Source organism: Endozoicomonas acroporae, assembly GCF_002864045.1.
In the GTDB taxonomy this organism is placed as follows: Bacteria; Pseudomonadota; Gammaproteobacteria; order Pseudomonadales; family Endozoicomonadaceae; genus Endozoicomonas; species Endozoicomonas acroporae.
Window position 1 is genome coordinate 1 of record NZ_PJPV01000153.1, and the last position, 20,210, is coordinate 20,210.

The 20,210-nt window shown below is 49.7% G+C and carries 13 protein-coding genes and 1 pseudogene; 6 read left to right on the top strand and 8 right to left on the bottom strand.

What is annotated here, in order from left to right; translation table 11 throughout:
• Positions 1-260: pseudogene (locus CX664_RS26610) on the top strand (IS3-like element ISGur5 family transposase); the annotation flags it as partial.
• A 97-nt stretch (positions 261-357) separates the two neighbouring features.
• On the opposite strand, the gene CX664_RS20835 reads toward CX664_RS26610, so the two are convergent.
• The gene (locus CX664_RS20835) at positions 358-963 is read right to left on the bottom strand and encodes a chalcone isomerase family protein (protein ID WP_101748591.1); all 606 of its coding nucleotides are present in this window, start codon (positions 961-963) and stop codon (positions 358-360) included.
• Positions 964-1,448: 485 nt separating this feature from the next.
• Between CX664_RS20835 and lon the strand changes: the two genes are divergently transcribed.
• The gene (gene lon / locus CX664_RS20840) at positions 1,449-3,875 is read left to right on the top strand and encodes an endopeptidase La (protein WP_101748592.1); all 2,427 of its coding nucleotides are present in this window, start codon (positions 1,449-1,451) and stop codon (positions 3,873-3,875) included.
• Positions 3,876-4,177: 302 nt separating this feature from the next.
• On the opposite strand, the gene CX664_RS20845 is transcribed toward lon, so the two are convergent.
• Together CX664_RS20845 and yfcD are read right to left on the bottom strand one after the other, a co-directional pair.
• Positions 4,178-4,792 (bottom strand): riboflavin synthase subunit alpha, encoded by a 615-nt coding sequence (locus CX664_RS20845; RefSeq protein WP_101748593.1) that lies wholly within the window; start codon positions 4,790-4,792, stop codon positions 4,178-4,180.
• A gap of 35 nt (positions 4,793-4,827) precedes the next feature.
• Positions 4,828-5,355: an NUDIX hydrolase YfcD gene (gene yfcD / locus CX664_RS20850; protein ID WP_101748594.1), complete on the bottom strand. Its 528-nt coding sequence runs from the start codon at positions 5,353-5,355 to the stop codon at positions 4,828-4,830.
• 374 nt (positions 5,356-5,729) lie between these two features.
• Here yfcD and ppnN point away from each other — a divergent pair, with 374 nt between their 5' ends.
• The 3 genes from ppnN (at position 5,730) to CX664_RS20865 (ending at position 10,539) form a co-directional block, all read left to right on the top strand.
• Positions 5,730-7,106, top strand: coding sequence for a nucleotide 5'-monophosphate nucleosidase PpnN (gene ppnN, locus CX664_RS20855; RefSeq protein ID WP_101748595.1), 1,377 nt, complete (start codon positions 5,730-5,732; stop codon positions 7,104-7,106).
• 265 nt (positions 7,107-7,371) lie between these two features.
• Complete coding sequence (gene acnB, locus CX664_RS20860) at positions 7,372-9,963, top strand: bifunctional aconitate hydratase 2/2-methylisocitrate dehydratase (protein ID WP_101748614.1); 2,592 nt, start codon at positions 7,372-7,374, stop codon at positions 9,961-9,963.
• 99 nt (positions 9,964-10,062) lie between these two features.
• Complete coding sequence (locus CX664_RS20865) at positions 10,063-10,539, top strand: YiiD C-terminal domain-containing protein (protein ID WP_163370213.1); 477 nt, start codon at positions 10,063-10,065, stop codon at positions 10,537-10,539.
• Between the two features lies 1 nt (position 10,540).
• On the opposite strand, the gene CX664_RS20870 is transcribed toward CX664_RS20865, so the two are convergent.
• From CX664_RS20870 to CX664_RS20885, 4 genes are all read right to left on the bottom strand, one after another.
• Positions 10,541-12,574 carry a transglutaminase TgpA family protein gene (locus tag CX664_RS20870; RefSeq protein WP_101748597.1) on the bottom strand — a complete coding sequence of 678 codons (2,034 nt, stop codon included), beginning with the start codon at positions 12,572-12,574 and terminating at the stop codon, positions 10,541-10,543.
• Complete coding sequence (locus CX664_RS20875) at positions 12,567-13,559, bottom strand: DUF58 domain-containing protein (protein WP_101748598.1); 993 nt, start codon at positions 13,557-13,559, stop codon at positions 12,567-12,569. The genes CX664_RS20870 and CX664_RS20875 overlap by 8 nt, the downstream gene beginning before the upstream one ends.
• A gap of 11 nt (positions 13,560-13,570) precedes the next feature.
• Positions 13,571-14,473: an AAA family ATPase gene (locus tag CX664_RS20880; RefSeq protein ID WP_101748599.1), complete on the bottom strand. Its 903-nt coding sequence runs from the start codon at positions 14,471-14,473 to the stop codon at positions 13,571-13,573.
• Between the two features lie 63 nt (positions 14,474-14,536).
• Entirely contained in the window at positions 14,537-15,745 is a 1,209-nt protein-coding gene (locus CX664_RS20885; protein WP_101748600.1) for an O-succinylhomoserine sulfhydrylase, read from the bottom strand.
• Positions 15,746-16,098: 353 nt separating this feature from the next.
• Between CX664_RS20885 and CX664_RS20890 the strand changes: the two genes are divergently transcribed.
• Positions 16,099-16,908, top strand: coding sequence for a 5'-3' exonuclease H3TH domain-containing protein (locus tag CX664_RS20890; protein ID WP_101748601.1), 810 nt, complete (start codon positions 16,099-16,101; stop codon positions 16,906-16,908).
• 5 nt (positions 16,909-16,913) lie between these two features.
• Here CX664_RS20890 and CX664_RS20895 read toward each other — a convergent pair whose 3' ends face one another.
• Positions 16,914-20,102, bottom strand: coding sequence for a hypothetical protein (locus CX664_RS20895; protein WP_101748602.1), 3,189 nt, complete (start codon positions 20,100-20,102; stop codon positions 16,914-16,916).
• Positions 20,103-20,210 lie beyond the last annotated feature (108 nt).

Below are 20,210 nucleotides of genomic sequence, written 5' to 3' on the forward strand. Positions count from 1 at the left end.
CACGTAGCTGGGTGCATGGTTTTGCCCAATGGTACAACGAAGAGCACAAGCACAGTGGACTGAAATTTCTGACACCCGGGCAAAGGCATCGTGGTGAAACCGAGATGCTTATGGCTAACCGCAGAAAGGTTTATGAACAAGCCAAAGAACGCCACCCAGAGCGCTGGGGAAAGAGGTCAACAAGGAACTGGGATCTGGCTGATGAAGTCTGGTTGAATCCCGACAGGCCTGCTGATGATCAACTAAGCAAAGCCGCTTAAGTTGAGGCGACAACTATGTTGACAAACACCGCATTCAAGGCAATGCCTGAGGTAACTGCAAGACAAAAAATCCCGGGCAGATAAGCGGATCAAATTATCACGCAGCCGGAGCAGCCCCCAAAACCTGTTCTTTAAAAGGCTTACTGGGTGGTGTTTCACCAATCCACACTCGCAGGAACAGATTGAACAACTCTTTATTGGCAGGAACGATACCTTTCTCATCACCGGCAATTTCAATCCGCAACCCTTTACCCGGAAGGTACTCAAACACAGCCTGTTCACCTTTTTTCATTGAACCATCAACCAGCGTAAAGATTTTCTCAAGATCCTCTTTCACCGCTTCCTGCTCATCGGGTGGGCTGTTCAATTGGATGGATTCATAAAAGGCATTGGCTATCCGTCGGGCGCTCATTTTTGACACCAGCATAACAAATGCCATTCGTTGATGCGTGTCAGAGGCATAAATCTCTTCAGGGTTACTGGTCGGCTCTTCCAGATAAAGAGCACCGATATACCCTTTAACCATCAGATACCATGATCTCACTGCCGCACCCTGCAATTTAAGCTCTGGTTTATCACCCTCCGCCGCAATAGTGTCTGGCAGGTCGTACTTATTAATGACAAGCGCATTAACAGGCAATGACAGCAACATAAGCAAGGCAGTTATAAGAGGAATACGATAAAGAGAGTCATAGTTTTGCATACTACACACCTTATTATTGTCAGGAAATACTATCCCACTTAATTGGCAGCTTCCAGCATACTGAGCTGCAACCACTTCAAAATTTCATAGCCTGACCGCCAGCGCAGCAGGTCAGGCAATCATACTATGCACAGGGTTTAAGCTGCCATGATCTTTACCTGTATTGTCACTCCAGAGGCTGGTTGCCGTCATTAAATTGTCACCATTTCATCAGTCATAACTTTCATGAACAGTGGATAAAACCCTCTCCATTACCACTGGTCAGCAGCCCAATATTCCCGTTACCAATCCTGACTATCTAAACCATACTTAAGTGCACTGACTATTGAAATTACTGGATAAGCCTCAAAATAGACTATCCAGAACACAAGGTTGAAGCACTGAGTAATGGGTTAGCCCAAGCTTCCTAAAAGCCCGCTACACCATCTCTTTGCAACAGAATATCAACCAGACTTTCCTGTTAAACCACCTTTTGCAGACAGACTATGACAGATCAGGATCCAAACAACCCCGAAGTGCTCGATGGTGACGAAGACAGTCAAAAAACCAGTACCGGACTTGTACTTCCACACCAGTCGCTACCAGACAAACTCTATCTGATCCCCGTTTCAAACCGCCCTTTCTTTCCTGCACAGGTACAACCGTTAGTATTCAGCAATGAGGAGTGGGGAGAAACACTGCAGCGTGTTGGCCAGAGCCCTCATAAAGCGGTTGGTCTCAGCTTTGTTGGCCGATTGCCCGGCATAGACGTTGCGCCGGAAGATTTTCCCCAGGTAGGTTGCGTTGTCAAAATCCATAATATTGTTTCAGACAATGACCAGGTTCAGTTTATTGCCCTGGGAATGCAACGTTTCAAAATACGACAGTGGTTACGTCGTCGACCTCCTTACCTGGTTCAGGTCGACTATATCGACACCCCTGAAGATGACAGTGATGAAGTTAAAGCCTATGCACTGGCACTGATCCAGGCGATCAAAGAGCTTATCCCGCTGAATCCTCTGTACAGCGAGGAGCTGAAAAATTATCTGAACCGCTTCAGTCCCAAAGACCCCTCCCCCCTGGCAGATTTTGCAGCGGCTATTACCACCGCTCCCGGACAGGAGCTTCAGGAAGTACTGGAAACCATTCCTGTTCAACGCAGGATGGAAAAGGTACTGGTGCTGATTCGCAAAGAGCAGGAGGTTGCCCGCCTCCAGAGTGAAATCAATGCGGAAGTTAACCGAAAAATCAGTAATCATCAGCGTGAATTCTTCCTGAAGGAACAGCTTAAAGTTATTCAAAAAGAGCTGGGCATATCGAAAGATGACCGAACTGCCGAGATTGAACAGTTCGAGCAGAGACTGGCAAAGCTGACCGTCCCTGAAAGTGCCAGGAGTAAAATCGATGATGAGCTGAAAAAGCTTTCTATTCTGGAAACCGGCTCCCCGGAATACGCTGTTTGCAGAAATTACCTCGATTGGGCGACATCTGTCCCCTTTGGTCTGTACTCTGAAGATAATCTCGATCTTCATCACGCAAGAAACGTACTCAGTTCCGACCATGACGGCCTTGAGGACGTTAAAGAGCGCATTGTTGAGTTTCTGGCAGTGGGTGCTTACCGGAAAGAAGTGTCTGGCTCCATTATGTTGCTGGTAGGTCCCCCGGGTGTAGGCAAAACCTCTATTGGCAAGTCCGTCGCCAAAGCTCTGGACCGCAAATTTTACCGTTTCAGCCTGGGCGGCATGAGAGATGAATCTGAGATTAAAGGACATCGTCGTACTTATATTGGAGCGATGCCCGGAAAGCTGATTCAGGCACTGAAGGAAGTAGTAGTCTCCAATCCGGTCATCATGCTTGATGAGATTGATAAAATTGGTGCGTCCTTCCGTGGTGATCCCGCATCGGCACTGCTGGAGGTATTGGACCCTGAGCAGAACAACGAGTTTCTTGACCACTACCTGGACATGAGAATTGATCTGTCAAAAGTCCTGTTCATTTGCACAGCCAATCAGTTGGATACTATCCCGGGACCACTGCTTGATCGCATGGATGTAATCAGGCTGTCCGGCTATATCACCGAAGAGAAGGTGGCGATTGCCAAGAATCACTTATGGCCCAAACAACTGAACAAAGCCGGACTGAAAAAGAGCCAGCTTAGAATCTCAGATACTACCTTCCGTAAAATTATTGATGGTTATGCCCGGGAAGCAGGGGTTCGTCACTTTGAGAAATTGTTGCAAAAAATCATTCGCAAAGTTGTCGTCAAATTTCTGGAAAATGATGAACACCAGCTGACGGTGTCGGCTAAAAACCTGGAGGACTTTCTCGGAGCCCCCTACTTTCGTAAAGAAAAAACCATGGAAGGTCTTGGCATAGTCACCGGTCTTGCCTGGACCGCAATGGGTGGTGCCACACTCCCTGTTGAAGCCTGCCTGATACATCAGCAAAGAGCCGGTTTTAAACTGACTGGCAAGCTGGGTGAGGTGATGAAAGAGTCGGCTGAAATCTCCTACAGCTATACCACCAGTCACGCCAAAAAGCTGGGTATTCAGGAAGACTTTCTGAAAACTGCATTTATACACCTCCATGTTCCGGAAGGTGCCACCCCGAAAGATGGCCCCAGTGCCGGTGTCACCATGACAACCGCTTTAATCTCTCTGGCGAAAGGCATTAAACCCCTGAAAAATCTGGCGATGACCGGAGAGCTGACCCTGACAGGCAAAGTATTGGCTGTGGGCGGTATCAGAGAAAAGGTGATTGCTGCTCGACGGCAGGGAATTATGAACCTGGTTCTTCCGGAAGATAACCGCAGAGACTTTGATGAGCTACCGGATTACATCCGTGAAGGCATCTCTGTACAATTTGCCAGCCAGTACGATGACGTCTATAAGGTTGCATTTCCAGCGGTCAGCAAAAGCAAAGGAAAAAAGTAAGTAGCCAACCGTACACTGCCGTAAATAAAAAACGCCACCCGATCAGGTGGCGCTTTCTTAATCACTCTTACAATAGCAGCGGGATCTAACCCCGTTTGGACACGCTAGTGAGCACTTTTATTCTGGGCCGTGCAGCAAAATTTTTCAAATGATATATAAGACGTAATAAGCATATTAAAGTTTTTTAAAATAGCAGAAAAATAATGAAGAAACAGATACCGAAACGACACAGGGTTGTATCTCAAGAATTTGCAACCCTGCGACAGTATAAAAAGGTTCAGAGAACTATATCACGACTCATATCATAACCTGGTTGATTCCAGATAACTTTTCACCGTAGTGACAATCGCCTGAGTCTGGCTGTCTATTTCCAGGTTAACTCTATCGCCAACTTCCGCTGTACCAAACGACGTCATTCTTAAGGTTTCCGGAATAAGATGGATACAAAAGCGCCCTCCCTCAACCTTCTCACCAATAGTCAGACTACAGCCATTCAGAGACACATAGCCTTTAGGCAGAATATAGTCTTGCCATTCAGAAGCAAATTGAAAGAACACTGTCACATTGTTTTCTTCCTGCTTAATGTCACAAATCTCAACAGTATCGTGAATATGACCAGAGAGAAGATGCCCGCCAATTTCGTCACCAAAGCGTGCAGCTCTTTCAATATTGACTTTATCACCTTCTCCCAGCGCCCCCAGGTTAGTAACCCTCAGGGTCTCTTTCATCACATCGAAAGTGGCACTTTCCCGGTCAAAATCAGTAACTGTCAAACAGCATCCATTCACTGCAATACTGGCTCCGGTTTCCAGGCCTTCCAGCAATGTGGACGGCAACAGCACAGTAATACGGTTCAGTTCGTTGAATTTTTCAATTCGACCAACCGGAAAAAATCCCTTCACAATACCTGTAAACATACACTACCTATCGTCGCCAAACACATTGGCCTACATCAGAATGTTTTGAGACAGTGAACCAGTCTCTCAAGAGCAACCAGACTGTCTGGCGTATAATTTCGGTGGTTGTGGTTCGCCAGCACCTCGTCCGGTGATTCCAGCACCACACTGGCAACCTCTTCTTCCTGCAGGGTCAAAGGACCATCATAATAACAGCTGTAGACCCTGCCCCAGACCTGACAATCATCATTATGGAAAAAAAAGTGAAAATGCGAAGTGATGGGCACATTCTCAATACCAAGCTCCTCAGCCAGCTCCCGTTCAGCCGCCTGATCGTAGCTTTCCCCTTCGGTAACAACGCCCCCTGTAGCGGGATCAAAGTAGCCCGGATAAATATCCTTATTCAGGGTCCTCTCCTGAACATACAGCTGCCCTGCTGAATTGAAGACAAAAATATAGGTTGCCCTGTGGCAGAGTGCTTCTTCTCGCATCTTCCCCCTGGGAACGGACCCGAGAACAAAATTATGGTCATCAACCACCACCACACTTTCCACAGACGCTTCCACCTCTTGCTGGCCAGGCATCGAGATCTCCTGTTATCTGCCTTTCATTTATTTATTATGGCAACATCTTATATCAAGCTATTGGTAATCGAAAACAGAAAATACCAGTCAACATTCAACAAAAAGGCAAAGGCGTTTGTGGCATCTGAGCCAATTTGTCAGAGCGGCATCCTTTCGTCAAGACTGATCATAGGCGAGCAAAACCGGTATAATTTGCTTATGGCAATAGGAATGTTAATTTCACCAATCAGTAAAAACTGTAATTTTCACTCGATTTCAACCCACAGGATCCGATAGTTAGTTAAATATATTTTTGTCCTGACCAGCATCCATTACTGCCATAACCACCGAAACAATGCTGTCAGACACCGAACACCATCCTTTAAGGGGGCATAATGAGTAAGCCTAATGTAGTCTCCGCCATTGTTAACCCGGTTGGCTCCATGCGAGTACTGTCCAGCCGGGAAGTCAATATTCTTCAGGATAATACCAAAGCAGGCCTGCATCGCCTGTTCCGCCAGTGCGCCCTGGCTGTGTTAAGTGATGAGATGGAAGGTGACAGCGCAGAAGAGCTGTTACAAACCTACTCCGAATTTGATATCCGCATTGTTCAGGAACACCGTGGACTGAAACTCGAGCTAATCAATGCCCCGGCATCCGCATTTGTTGATAAAAAACTGATCCGGGGCGTCAGGGAAAACCTGTTTTCCGTACTCAGGGATATTCTCTATGTTTCGTCCCTGATCACCAGCGACAAGCGTTTCGATCACGGAAGTTCATCCGACATCACACACCTGGTGTTTGAGGTACTCAGAAATGCCAACGCCTTTATCACCAAGCAGACGCCCAATATCGTGGTCTGCTGGGGTGGACACTCCATTGGCCGTGATGAATATGAATACACGAAACTGGTCGGTTATCAACTGGGCCTCAGAAGAATGAATATCTGTACCGGCTGCGGCCCCGGTGCGATGAAGGGGCCGATGAAAGGTGCCTACATTGGCCATGCCAAGCAGCGGATCAGTCATGGTCGTTTTATTGGCCTGACCGAGCCTGGCATTATTGCTGCCGAGTCTCCTAACCCGATTGTCAATGAGCTGGTTATCCTGCCCGATATCGAAAAACGCCTGGAAGCCTTTGTCCGTCTGGGGCATGGTATCATTGTATTTCCGGGTGGACCGGGAACCTGTGAAGAGATTCTTTACCTGATCGGTATTCTCCTGCACCCGGACAATAAAGACATTCCCCTGACCATGATCCTGACAGGGCCCGCCGGGTCGGAAGCTTACTTTGAACAGATTGACAACTTCATTGGCAATACACTGGGCAAAGAGGCGCAGGAAAAGTACCAGATCATCGTCAATGATCCAGCCAGGGTTGCCACGATCATGGCCCGTGGCCTGGAAAAAGTAACCCGCTTCCGTCGTCGACATGGGGATGCCTACTACTTTAACTGGCTGTTAAAGATTGACCAGGAGTTCCAGCAGCCTTTCGAGCCCACCCATGAAAACATGGCCAGCCAGGAACTGCACAGCAATCTCCCGGCCCACCAGCTGGCAGCTAACCTCCGTCGTGTTATGTCGGGCATTGTTGCCGGGAATATCAAGGAAGACGGTGTCAACCTGATTCGTGAGCATGGCCCTTATAAACTCAGTGGTGAACCGGGCCTGATGAAACAGATGGACACCCTTCTGCAATCGTTTGTTGATCAGCACCGGATGAAACTGCCCGGAAGCCATTACCAACCCTGCTACGAAATCATTGAATCCTGACTTTTTGTCAATTCCACCTGAAGAGGCTGCTTCGGCTTCTTCAGATGCTGCCTGCGTAAATCACAAATACCGAAACAGTCATTCACAGAAAAAATAGTGGCTATTACGGTCTTTACTTAACTTGACAGGCACCTTTCGCTATACTGCCCGCGCCACCAGTGCTACTGGTAAAGATTTCCTTGGAACGTCTGACGGACCCACAAGATCATAAAGGTTTGTCGAAGGATCGCCCAAGAGCCTGCCACAGATGATGAGGGTAGAACTCGTGTTAGAAGCCTACAGAAAACACGTCGAAGAGCGTGCCCAAGAAGGTGTCCCACCAAAGCCGCTGAATGCAGAACAGGTGTCAGGCCTGATTGAACTGCTGAAAAATCCACCAGCCGGTGAAGAACAATATATTCTTGACCTCCTTGAAAATCGTATTCCTCCCGGTGTTGACGAAGCCGCCTATGTAAAAGCCGGATTCCTTTCCGCCATCGTCAAGGGCGACGCTGAATCCCCACTGGTTGACAGCAAGAAAGCCGTTAAGCTGCTGGGCATGATGCTGGGTGGTTACAATATCGAGACCCTGATTGCCCTTCTGGACAGCACCGAGCTGGGTGAACTTGCCGCTGAACAGCTGAAAAAAACCCTGCTGGTGTTCGACTCTTTCCACGATGTGGAAGAAAAAGCCAAAGATGGCAATGCCAATGCCCAGGCCGTTCTGAAATCCTGGGCCGAAGCAGAATGGTTCACCGGGCGTGATGCCGTGCCTGAAAGCATCAAGGTGGCGGTATTCAAGGTGACCGGTGAAACCAATACCGATGATCTGTCCCCTGCCCCTGATGCCTGGTCTCGTCCGGATATTCCTCTGCACGCTCGTGCTGCCTACAAGATGACCCGTGATGGTCTGGAACCTGAAGAACACGGCGTTACCGGCCCGCTTGAGCAAATTGAAGCCATCAAGAGCAAAGGCCTGCCGGTTGCATTTGTGGGTGACGTTGTTGGTACCGGTTCTTCCCGTAAGTCTGCCACCAACTCGGTGCTCTGGTTCTTTGGTGATGATATCCCCGGCGTGCCCAACAAGCGTGCTGGCGGTATCTGTATAGGCAGCAAGGTAGCCCCTATTTTCTTCAACACTATGGAAGATGCCGGTGCCCTGGTGTTTGAAGCCCCGGTGGATCAGCTGAATATGGGGGATGTGATCGAAATTCGCCCATACGATGGCAAGATCCTCTCTGAGTCCGGAGAAGTCCTGTCTGAGTTCACTTTCAAATCCGACGTTATTCTTGACGAAGTACAGGCCGGTGGCCGTATCAACCTGATCATTGGCCGTGGACTGACGGACAAGGCCCGTGAGGCGCTGGATCTGGGCCATTCCGACATATTCCGCCGTCCGCAGCCCCCTAAAGAATCAACCCATGGTTTCACGCTGGCCCAGAAAATGGTCGGCAAAGCCTGCGGTGTGCCCGGCGTCCGTCCTGGTCAGTACTGTGAGCCCAAAATGACCACTGTCGGTTCTCAGGACACCACCGGACCAATGACCCGTGATGAATTGAAAGATCTGGCCTGTCTGGGCTTCTCTTCTGACCTGGTTATGCAGTCTTTCTGCCACACTGCCGCCTATCCAAAGCCGGTAGACGTGGAAACTCACCACACCCTGCCAGACTTCATTATGAACCGGGGCGGTGTCGCCCTGCGCCCTGGTGACGGCATCATCCACAGCTGGCTGAACCGTATGTTGCTGCCAGATACCGTGGGTACCGGTGGTGACTCCCACACCCGCTTCCCGCTGGGCATCTCTTTCCCTGCAGGTTCAGGCCTTGTGGCATTTGCGGCGGCAACCGGTGTTATGCCATTGGATATGCCAGAGTCTGTTCTGGTTCGCTTCAAAGGTGAAATGCAGCCGGGCATTACCCTGCGTGATCTGGTGCACGCCATTCCACTCTACGGCATCAAGCAGGGGCTTTTGACCGTCGAGAAGAAAGGCAAGAAAAATGCCTTCTCCGGCCGCGTACTGGAAATTGAAGGCCTGGAAAACCTCACCGTTGAACAGGCCTTTGAGCTCTCCGATGCTTCTGCTGAGCGCTCTGCTGCCGGCTGTACCATCACCCTGTCTGAAGAGTCCATCACTGAATATCTGAAGTCCAACATCACCATGCTGCGCTGGATGATCAGTGAAGGTTATGGCGATGCCCGCACTCTGGAACGTCGTGCCCGTAAGATGGAAGAGTGGCTGGCCAACCCAACCATGATGCGTGCGGATGCCGATGCGGAATACGCTGAGGTGATCGAAATCGATCTGGCAGACATCAAGGAGCCCATTCTCTGTGCGCCAAACGACCCGGACGATGCCCGTACACTGTCGGATGTTGCCGGTGACAAGGTCGATGAAGTGTTCCTGGGCTCCTGCATGACCAATATCGGCCACTTCCGTGCGGCCGGAAAACTGCTGGAACAGAACCATGATCCTCTGAAGACCCGCTTCTGGATGTCGCCTCCCACCAAAATGGACAAGGCACAGCTGGAAGAAGAAGGCTATTACAACATCTACAACGACAACGGTGTGCGGACCGAAATCCCGGGCTGTTCACTCTGTATGGGTAACCAGGCACGGGTAGAGCCAGGCGCAACCGTACTCTCTACCTCTACCCGTAACTTCCCTAACCGTCTGGGGGATGGCGCTAACGTATACCTGTGTTCTGCTGAGCTGGCATCTGTCGGTGCCATTCTTGGCAAAATCCCGACCGTGGCAGAGTATATGGCATACGCCAGCAACCTGGATGCTATGGCGGGTGACGTCTATCGCTACCTCAATTTTGACCAGGTAGAGTCGTATCAGAAGGCTGCTGACGATATTATCGCCAAAGCCAGCTGATACATTGCTGCGTTAATCGACACAAAAGCCCCTGTTATCAGGGGCTTTTTATTTTTTTATCATAGTTATTTAAATACCAGATGAGTGATGGCCTGCAATATGGACACGGCAACACCAGAATCCCTTTTTACACCAGAACTGATCGCGTGGATAAAAGACAACATCCCGCTATTGAATAATATGGAAGTCAGTTTTGATCAGTTCAAGGATGGAGAATTAGTGATCAGCTGCCCACTGGCGCCCAATATCAACGATAAAGGAACTGCTTTTGGTGGCAGTATTGCCGCGCTGGCCACCATCTGTGGCTGGCTGTTTACCACACTTCATGCCAGAACACGTGTAAAGGACTGCGCTGCCGTTATTGCCGATTCCCAACTGACTTACCATGCTCCCGGCAAAAGCCGCATATCAGCCCACTGCAGCGCCATGGTTCCCGACTGTTTTTTTGATCGTTTGAATGAGCGTCGCAATGCCAAACTGGAGTTAACGGTTGAGTTATATTCAACAGAGAAAGAAGAGCAGTCATCCATAAACATCGCAACCTACAAAGGCATTTATGTGGCGATGCCTGAGTAACTTACAGTTGCTTGATCATCTTGCTCAACTGATCAAGCAACGGTTTCTCCACTTTCCCCCGTCCCGAGTAGGCCGACTGAATATAGAGATCCACAATCGATAATAGTTGCGCACCCAACGCATCATTTTCAGCGTTTACTCGCAATGCGAAATCTTTAGGCCCTTCCCCTGCCTGGCGTTCAAAACCCCTGGCAACCAGCTTACGTTCCAGTCGTAACCAGAGCTTTTGATGAGGATTGAGTGCAGGCCTTTGAAAGAGCGCAAAGACCCCAAAAAGCAGAAGAAACAGCGCTAATAATGCACCGAGCACACCGATCTGTTGCCAGTAAAAGGATGAAGTACCAAACAATTCCTTCATAAAAGACTGCTGCTTTTCCTGCTGGTACTGCACCACGGACTTCTGCCAGCGGTACTCAAGTCGCTCCCAGCCCTGTCGAACCGACTTGAAAAAGCCGGCTTGACCCAAACGATAAGCCAGAGGAATCTGCCCCTGCAACAATCCGCCCTGCTCAATCATGTCATCAATGCCAAGCTCAATACGCTCCGGCGCTACCGCTGCGGTAGGGTCAAATCGAATCCACCCCTGCCCTTCAACCCAAATCTCTGCCCAGGCATGGGCATCTCGCTGAAGTACTCTGATCACCTTTTCTTCGGGTAAGTACTCCCCTCCGAGATAACCGGTCACGATGCGTGCTGGTATCCCCACCGAGCGCATCATAAACACAAAGCTGCTGGCATAGTGCTCGCAAAACCCTCTGCGATGGACAAACAGAAATTGATCGACCTCATTCTGTTCCATCAACGGTGGCGACAGGGTGTAGTAAAAAGGCTCCTGATTGAAATAGTCCATTACCCGCCGGCCCATGGTAACCGGATCCCAACCAGACTCGGCAAACAACTGTTGCGCCAACATACGACTCTGGGCGTTGCCATTGTCAGGCAATGACTTATTAAGACCCAGTAACCAGGAAGGCATCGTCATCGTCTGTGCAACCACGCTCTGTTGCGCAGGCTGATACAAACGTCGTTCAAAAACAGGCTTATCTGCTTCCAGTCGTAAGGTTCTCACAACTGTTGTTTCCGGAACCGCTGCTGCGGCCATACCCAGAACGGGAAGCCACTGTCGACCATTGGGCTCCAATAACACCTCATAGTTATACTGCCCTGGCTGAACCTGCCACCAGCCATCAATCACTGGCAATCTACCCTGCCAGTCTCGCTCATCATCGATTTCTCCCGGGAACTGGTTCAATAAACGTATCAGGTCACTTTGCCACCACTGTTCACCATCGTATTGATCAAGAACCAGGGTTCTCCAATAACGTTCCCTGGCCGATGGCACAGAACCGGTAAACTGAGCCCGAAAAGCCAACTGATAAGACTGGCTGAGCCTTGCTACATCACCTGGCTGCATCGTGTCGGACAGCCCGGTTTTAGCCTCTCCTTCAGGCCAGGGCACTGCCCATAATGGACCAAGACGGGGAACAAAAATAAACAGAGCCAACGTTAAAGGCAGGGCTTGCAGCAGAATAAGGCCGGTAAAACGAAGACTGCCTTTTATGGAGAAACTGGCAGAAGCACTGGATGCTGGCGAATACATCGCATGAATCGCTGCGACTAACACACCCAGGCACAATAACTGGTATAGCGCCTGCATCAGGGACTGGGAATAAATCACCCCGGCCCCCACCACAAAAAAGCCGATATAGGCGATCACCAACGCATCTCTGCGGGTTTTCATCTCCAGCATTTTCAACGCATAACCGGTCACCAGGAACGTTACGGCCAATTCCAGTGAAAATTGCCAACCCGAGGAAGTAATGATGATGACCAGGGAAAGGGCGACCAAAAGAAGTCTTAACAGATCTGATGGCCAGGAGCCTCTGCCAAACCAGATCAGTGCACGCCACATCAGGGTCAGCACCAGTAGAGGAAGCACCGCAATGGGCAGGACTTCAAGCACCGGCAATGCCACCATAACCTGTGCCACCAGAAGCCAGAGCGTGGCATAACGGGAAACAGCCGGGCTATCCATTTACTCCTCCAGCCATACCCTGATCCAGCTTATACAACGCCAGCATCTCCAGGCACTGCTTTAAATGTAACTCACCGGTTGATGGTGCCAGTTGCTGCCCTGCCAGTGCCAGACCATAGGCATATTGTTGATTATCACACTGCAAACACCAGGCGGTCAGCACCGAAAGCTTTTGTTCAAGATCTCCTTCCGGCACCTGATCCAGGGAAAACCAGAGTTCACGGCCTGATGGCTGATCAAACTGCTTGGTCAACAGCTCTCCTGTTCGGGCATAGCCTTTCCAGAAAACATGGGCAGGGGTATCTGTCTGCTGATAAGTTCTGAATCCGGCAAACTCTTCAAAACCTGACGTCGTCAATGACCGCTCACCATCGTCTATGGTTTCATTCTCCGGTAACGGGTATCGGTCATCCGGAGCCGGATAAACCAGCGAGTGAAAATCCAGACGAACCCAGCTCCATGCCCGACATAATCCCAAAGGGTAAATACTCTCTATACGCAGTCGCCCGGGCCGAAACCATCCCCGCAATCCAGCCTGAGCAAGCAGACCCTGCTCACGATCGCTGTCAAAACTCACGACAGCGGATTCGGTATCCGGCCAGCCAATGGCAATAGAATAACGCGGCCGCCGTTCACTGAGACATTCTATCGAAACCGGTATCCGCTCACCGGCAAATCCGGCTTCTGCCCTCTTGGCCACCAGGGTCATGCCGGCCAGATTACGCCACGTATGAATAATGGCTAATAAAAACAGGCTCAGCATAAAGAAGCAGAGACCATAAGCCAGTGAATTACGGTAATTAACCGCCACCAGAAAAATCACCAGAACCATGGAAAGCCAGAAAAATCCCGAGCCTGTCGGTACAATATAAATACGACGCTGGTTAAGCTGAATTCGGCTCGCCCGAGGTGTGCGCTGATCAGCCCACTGCTGAAACTGCTTGTTCAGCCGACGCCGGGATGCAGTAAGGGGTGAGTTTTTCATCGATGAACCACTCAAGCCATGGCATTAATGCGACCAAGGAGTTCACCGGGCGATATGCCTTGTTTCTGCATGGTCAGCCGGTGAGTAGCAACCGGGACAAACACGGCCTGAATATCTTCAGGAATCAGGTAATCCCTTCCCTCTATGTAGGCCCAGGCCCTTGCTGCCTGCAACAGCGCTAAACCCGCTCTTGGCGATAAACCAACGGCAAAATAACCCTCTTCACGGGTGGCCTTCAGTAATCGCAGCACATAATCCAGCAGGAGGTCACTGGCGTGGACGTTATCGACTTCCTGTTGCATCAACAGAAACGCCTCTGGTGTCACTGACTGCCCCAGCTGGCTGACCAGAAATCGCCCGGCCTCACCCCGGAGAATGGCTTTTTCTGAGTCGGTATCCGGGTATCCCATGGGAATACACATCAAAAAGCGGTCCATCTGCGATTCAGGCAGTGGAAATGTTCCCTGTTGCGTCAACGGATTCTGGGTGGCAATCACCACAAACGGCTCAGGCAACGATCTGCCCTGCCCTTCTATGGTCACCTGTCGTTCTTCCATGGCTTCCAGAAGTGCGCTCTGGGTTCGCGGTGAAGCGCGGTTAATTTCATCCGCCAGCAGCAGCTGGGAAAACACAGGACCTGGCTTGAACTGGAATTCAGATGATGCCCGATCAAAAATAGAAACGCCCAGAATATCAGCCGGCAACAGGTCACTGGTAAACTGGATTCGTTGATACTCCAACCCCAGCAATCGGGCCAGTGACAGTGCCAGTGCTGTTTTCCCCATACCAGGCAGATCTTCGATTAACAGATGGCCCCGGGCTAACATACAGCACAATGCCAAGCGAAGTTCCCGGTCTTTACCCCGAATAACACCAGACAGCGCGTCCAGAGAGTTCTGCAGCGTTGAGTTCATAAATCATGATTCCGGCTTTGTTCTTATTAAGAGCGCCATCCCTGGACAAGCAACACACTGGGCTTACAACAACCGGCTGAGTCCCTTTTCCAGATCGGCTTTCAGGTCATCAATATTCTCAAGACCAACGGCAATACGAACCAGACTTTCGGTAATGCCTGACTTTATTTTGTCTTCATCGGATAAACGACAATGTGTTGTTGTTGCCGGATGGGTGATGGTGGTCCGGGTATCCCCCAAATTGGCAGTCCGGGACATAATCTGAACACTGTCAATCACTTTCCAGGCGGACTCCCGACCACCGCTCACTTCAAAGGCCAGCACACCACCAAAACCCTGCTGCTGTTTTTTCGCCAGCTCATGGCCCGGATGGGAGTTCAGCCCGGAATAATGAACACGCTCCACAGCCGGATGCTGACTAAGCCAGGACGCCAATTCCAAAGCGTTTCGACAGTGCGCGTCCATACGCACAGAGAGCGTCTCCAACCCTTTATAAAACACCCAGGCATTGAATGGACTCATGGTTGCCCCCGCAGACCGCTGCCATAAGTGGACTTCATCCACGAGCTGTTTCCTGCCAACCACCATGCCTCCAAGGCAACGTCCCTGGCCATCAATGTATTTTGTGGCCGAATGCACCACCAGATCCGCACCAAAAGAGAGTGGACGTTGCAGGGCTGGAGTACAGAAGCAGTTATCCACCATAAGCAAGGCGTCGTTATTGTGGGCAATATCCGCCAGCCGTTCAAGATCAGCCACATCACTCAATGGATTAGAAGGGGTTTCCAGAAATAGAAGACGGGTTTGTGGTGTCATCGCCTCTTGCCACTGTTGATAGTCCACCAGATCAACAAATGTGGTTTGCACACCGAACTTGGCAAAATACCGGGCAAAGACAGTGAATGTTGTACCAAATACATTGCGGGAACAAACGACATGATCACCACTTTTCAGCAGCGACATACAGGTGCCAAGAATAGCGGCCATACCAGAAGCCGTGGCACAGGCGGTAATATCGTCGTCAACCTCACTCCCTTCCAGCACCGCCATGCGCGCTTCCAGCATCTGCACTGAAGGGTTGGTATAACGGGAATAGACGTTACCCGGTTCATCCCCGGCAAAAACTGCCTGAGCATGGGCAGCACTGTCATAGACAAAACTTGAACTCAGATAGATGGCTTCACTGTGCTCACGCTGATCACTGCGAAACGAACCTGCCCGGATGGACTGAGTTGCAAATGCCAAAGCCTCAGTCAAATCATGATCATTCATGGAACTTCCTGAATTACCGCGTATTTTTTTGTAATTTATACCTGTTACGTCATTTCAATGAGCTTGATGAGCATAATCTCCGTTCACCCTGAGCGGAGTCGAAGGGTGATTGGCACAGACTTTATTCAGGGTTTGGAGTTTACGCCTTTAGGCCCTATGGGTCCTTCGACTCCGCTCAGGACGAACGGAGTTTGGGTGCCATTGATAGAGGGAACCCATCAATTACATTGAAACCGTGTACTGTGCCGATCCATTAACATACCAGAACATAGAAAAAATCCACAGCCTGCTTTGAGCAAATTTCCGTTATCATTGTCAAACGTAAATACTCACCGCTGGAATCAACCGATAATATGGCACCAACACTGCTTCTGATTGATGCTCTGAACCTGATACGTCGCATCCATGCGGCCATTCCCTCAAGGGAGCCTCAGGGCGATGACAACCAACAGGTGAATGGGGCATTATCTGCAACACTGGCATCCGTGCAAAGAGCCATCAAAGAGTGCAACCCAAGCCATATTCTGATGGTCTTTGATGGCGACCCTCCTACCTGGCGACATCAGCTTCTGCCAGGGTATAAAGCGCAGCGCAAGCCGATGCCGATAGTCTTACGACAGAGACTGGTTGAATTTAATAATGCTTTCCGCGAGATGGGATTAATGACATTTCGTCGTAACGGCATAGAAGCTGACGACGTGATTGGTGCCATTACCCACAAGGCCATTGCCGTCAATGTTAAAACGGTGATTCTGTCAACGGATAAGACATACCGACAGCTGTTGCATTCACCCCTGGTCATACAGCGGGATCATTTCCAGAAAGAGAATTTTGACAGTGCCTCTGTCTGCACAGAATATGGAATGCCCCCTGAAAAGTTACTGGACTACTGGGGTATGGCGGGTGTTGGCGATGTTCCCGGTGTGGAAGGCGTAGGAAAGAAAGGCGCGACTGAGCTACTTAACCGGTTTGGCAGTTTGCATGGGATATTTGAGCCTGAAGTGGCACATGGGGAAAAGGTGAAAGGTGCGCTGAAAAAGGTACTGGAGCAAAGAGAACAAGCCGAGCTATCGGTGCGTTTGGCAACGTTACAGCATGATGTGGAGTTAGGGTTGAGCTTAAAAGACCTTCGATACCAGGAGACAACTCAGGGCATTTCATAGCCAGATCAAAGGATTTTACAGGCCCACTCTGCCGACGCGCTCTGAGCATCAGGCTTCGCTATCTTCTTTGGCACAAGCATTTCCCGTTCTCTCGGGAGGTCATCGTTAGTGAAGTAGCGACGCTTCTCCCTGATCACGGCAATACCCCGTTGTTTCAGCACTTTTCGGGCTTCCTTCGAAGCCAGTGTTTCCTGCTTCAAGGTGCCCGTATTCATCCGTATACCTTTGCTCTTCAGACGCTGCACCTCTTGCTTCAGTGCCTGTTGTGTTGCCGGGCTCAGCAGCGATGGGTCATGTTGGTACTGCATCTTTTCCAGCAGTGTCATTCCGGTTGGAATCGCCACCTGCGCCAGATCATACCAGCTGTTATGAATACCATAAGTGATCCCTTTGTTCTGATCAGCCTTGCAGGTTTTGTGACTGGGGTCTGAACAGACAATAATTCCGGCCTCCTGAGCAATTTTGCGGCGAACATTGTCGTCAATAAACTGGTTCATTCTCCGCACCGGCTCAGTTGTCCATTCAAAGTTTTCAGAGATCTTTGCGCCAGTGTCGTTGAGACCGTAGATCAGTGCGTAGTTTTTTTTGCGCTGATCCTGAAGTTGCCCGGTTATTCGCGCCAGATCAGCCGCACCGTGCATGGCGGCTTCCAGATGACGTTGGAATTCAGTCTGGTTGCCAGAGCCTGAGCGAAAATTCCAGGGTAACTGCGTTGGCAGGTCAAGACGTGTAGCATCAAAACCCCAGGGTTGAGTCTCCATCATCCTGGGAAAATCAGCCCCAACACCGCAATAACGGATAATATCCATTCGATCCGCAAAGCGTAATATGCGCAGATACCAGCGCACAGACTCAGACAGGTTCGGTTCATCGCTACCATCGACATCTTTTTCCTTGTTGATCATTGCCAGTGCCATATCTTCCAGCAGCTGTTCGGGGTAGTATCCTGCCAAGTCTCTTTTAAAATAATCAGCCGATCTTGTTTCTTCTTCTGATTTGTCGACATCTTCGGCAGCCGCATCATGGTAGATAATCGCCAGAGACAGGAGTTCTTTTTCTTTTTTGCTCAGGGAACACAGCTTAAATTTCTCCAGCAATTCCATATACCAGTGTCCGTTATTCCTGGCCCGCAGGACATGACTGCAGCTGTGTTGCAGTTTCCATTGTGTTGGCATGGTTTGTCTGCCAAGACTCTTGATCACCCGTTCCGGCCCCGGACGGCGGTAATAATGCTGCAATACCTTCAGGATGGTTTTTTCATTATCGCCGGCATTATCAGGCAGGACCGGGGGTTTGCTGAAGGCGTCCACCAGAAACTGCAACGCCGTTGGTGTTCCGGCTGCCAGGGGTGTCGCCAATGTGACAGAATCGTTTAGACCGAGAGATTGTTTCAGATCTGTTATTTCCTGCTGAGCCTGACGGACATGCTCTGGCCAATTCTGGTAGAAAGGATGCGTTTTTCGTTGCTTGTACAGTTCTTCAAGCCAGTGGATATAATCATCTACGGAGAGATCATCAATGACCTTTTTGCCATTCCGGCAATGATACCCCTTCAGGCGGAATTCAAGACTATCCAGAACGTCTTTTTCCAGGGAAACCTGGTAATGAAAAAGAGCCAATAAGTTGGACTGAATATGTTCGAGGGTTGGATTTGGCAGAGTAACCACATAAAGTAATATCCCTTTCAGGCATTCCTGCTGTTGCACTGGACTGTTGCTCCGGCAGATACGGTCAAATTCAAAGACGCTTCCCGGGCAGCCGGTCAAAGGTAGTTGTCTGAGATGTTGCAGGGTCAGGAACTCAAATGGAGCAGAGGCAGCCACTAAACAATTGAATATGCCCACTGGCAATACATATTCCAAAAACCGTTCCATACCGTCGATGCGGCCCAGGCCCCATTGAGTCAGCCTTGCCCCGCTTTGCAAAAGCAGCTGAAATAATCGGTAAGCTTCTTCCCCCTGCTGAATCCGAATTGGCTGTCCCTTAAGCACATCCTCTCTCGTACTGCCAAAATCCAGGAACCCGTTGTGTCTGAATACTTCGGTATCCAGGAGAATATCAAGCAAAGATTTAACAGCCTCGTTATGAAAAAAACGCTGCTCAATGGGCAATCCACCCTGTTTCAATTCCAGAAGCCTTTCATAGCTGTAACAACAGGGATCACTCACCAGCTCTATAGCCTGTTGTAATTTGTGCATAACATCGGGTGGGACGGTTAATTTTGAACTCAGCGCCTGGGCCCGTAAAGGCATTGGCAGCATGTTTAACAGGGCTCTGAAGTTATCCAGGTCTATGCTCTGTGAGAACGCAAACTCATCCAGAGAACGCTCATTATTGGCCAGGTGTTCACTGTCCAGCTCATCATCAAAACAGACCTCCACAGAGCCTGTGCGATGGCAATAAACAACCAAAGGTAAGGATTCACGATTCAATACCTCTTCACAACGGTGCTTATACTGCAGGATATCGGAAATATTGGTCTCTTTATCCTTGTATACAAAGAAACACAGGATGTCTTTCTTGCTGTAGTTAATGAGCACCAGTTCCGGGAAATCATATATGGGATTATATTCGCCGTCTTTCAATTTAGGTAAACTGAACGTCCCATCTTCTCGAAGGTGTCCAGAGGTGAAACAATCAGGATAGAGTCTCCATTTGACTCGATTGGCATTCTCGCGACGTTTGTCGTGCAATGACTGCAGATCTGATAGTAGTTTTTTTGGCAGTGTATCCGGAGTCATGTCTGGCTCCTCCAGCAAACGCTCAGTCCGTGGATCACGTTTGTAGACGAACAGGCATTGCGGATCGCTGATACCTACTATGTACCTGCCTAACGCTTCTGGCACTGGCTTGACGGGTATCATCTCCCCCGGTAGAGCCAAACTGAAAGGTCTTGGTGCACGGTTGGTAGTGAAGTAATCTTCTTCTACATGCACTTCAATTCGCCGAAACGCCAGGTGCCCACTCTCAGCGATCCGAAGCAGCTCTTGTCGCTCAGACTCTCTGGGGTGAGGAGACAGCAGCTTGCTGGTCGATTCGCAGACTGTCCGATGGCCAAAAGCCGTTACCGGCAGGGTGTCAAACTTGGTTGTTGAAGCTGACCAACTATAGCTATTAGATTTGAAACTGGTTTTTGTTGACGAAGAGCTATCAGTTTCGGGACGTATATCGCCTTTGTTGCCAACACTATTCAACTTTAACTCCTTTCTATATGATTTTTCTATTTCTATAGCAGGTGCATAGAAGCACTCATAATATTCACAGAAAAAGAAAGCCTTCAGCTACTTTAGCTGGAGGAAAAC

Excerpts from the sequence above, each read along its gene's own strand:
- CX664_RS20835 (WP_101748591.1), bottom strand. The coding sequence starts at position 963 with ATGCAAAACTATGACTCTCTTTATCGTATTCCTCTTATAACTGCCTTG.
- lon (WP_101748592.1), top strand. The coding sequence starts at position 1,449 with ATGACAGATCAGGATCCAAACAACCCCGAAGTGCTCGATGGTGACGAA.
- CX664_RS20845 (WP_101748593.1), bottom strand. The coding sequence starts at position 4,792 with ATGTTTACAGGTATTGTGAAGGGATTTTTTCCGGTTGGTCGAATTGAA.
- yfcD (WP_101748594.1), bottom strand. The coding sequence starts at position 5,355 with ATGCCTGGCCAGCAAGAGGTGGAAGCGTCTGTGGAAAGTGTGGTGGTG.
- ppnN (WP_101748595.1), top strand. The coding sequence starts at position 5,730 with ATGAGTAAGCCTAATGTAGTCTCCGCCATTGTTAACCCGGTTGGCTCC.
- CX664_RS20865 (WP_163370213.1), top strand. The coding sequence starts at position 10,063 with ATGGACACGGCAACACCAGAATCCCTTTTTACACCAGAACTGATCGCG.
- CX664_RS20870 (WP_101748597.1), bottom strand. The coding sequence starts at position 12,574 with ATGGATAGCCCGGCTGTTTCCCGTTATGCCACGCTCTGGCTTCTGGTG.
- CX664_RS20875 (WP_101748598.1), bottom strand. The coding sequence starts at position 13,559 with ATGAAAAACTCACCCCTTACTGCATCCCGGCGTCGGCTGAACAAGCAG.
- CX664_RS20880 (WP_101748599.1), bottom strand. The coding sequence starts at position 14,473 with ATGAACTCAACGCTGCAGAACTCTCTGGACGCGCTGTCTGGTGTTATT.
- CX664_RS20885 (WP_101748600.1), bottom strand. The coding sequence starts at position 15,745 with ATGAATGATCATGATTTGACTGAGGCTTTGGCATTTGCAACTCAGTCC.
- CX664_RS20890 (WP_101748601.1), top strand. The coding sequence starts at position 16,099 with ATGGCACCAACACTGCTTCTGATTGATGCTCTGAACCTGATACGTCGC.